The 590-nt window shown below is 41.4% G+C and carries 1 protein-coding gene; it reads right to left on the reverse strand.

The genetic code is table 11. The features are described 5' to 3' along the window. Positions 1 to 590, reverse strand: a 590-nt coding sequence (locus HNS40_RS22655; RefSeq protein WP_172284977.1) for a sensor histidine kinase KdpD, incomplete at both ends; no start/stop codon positions are given.

Here is a 590-nt window from a genome sequence, read left to right on the forward strand (position 1 = left end):
AGGATAAGCCCAAGCCCGGTACCTTCTTCGTTATTTGTTCCTTTGGTTGAATAGCTTTCGCTAAGAGTGAAGAGTTTTTCAATTCTATCTTTAGGTATTCCAATCCCCGTATCGCTTACCGAAATTATTAATTCGTTTGGCTTTTCTTGCGCCGATACCATGATTTCGCCACCTGGTTTGGTAAACTTTATAGCGTTCGAAACCAAGTTCCTGATTACTGTACTTATCATGGCCTTATCGGCAAAAGCAATGGCTTTGGGAGAAATTTCCTTTTTAAGGGTAATGGATTTTTGTCCGGCTATTGTTTGGAATAAACCTACGGTTTCGTTGCAAAGGTCTGCTATTTTCAAATACTCCGGCATAAATTCCATACGTCCGGTTTGCGACCGCGACCATTCCATGAGGTTCATCAGCAAATCAATTGCCCGCTGTGATGAATCGAGGATAATTCCGGCATATTTCTCAATACCATCGTAATCCTCTTTCTGAACCTGCTCGACAAGTAAGGCGCTAAAACCCATAATTCCATTGAAAGGACTTTTGAGATCGTGGGCTATGATAGAGAAAAATTTGTCTTTTTCGGCGTTGAT

Origin of the sequence: Lentimicrobium sp. S6, from assembly GCF_013166635.1 — a bacterium.
Taxonomy (GTDB): domain Bacteria; phylum Bacteroidota; class Bacteroidia; order Bacteroidales; family UBA12170; genus UBA12170.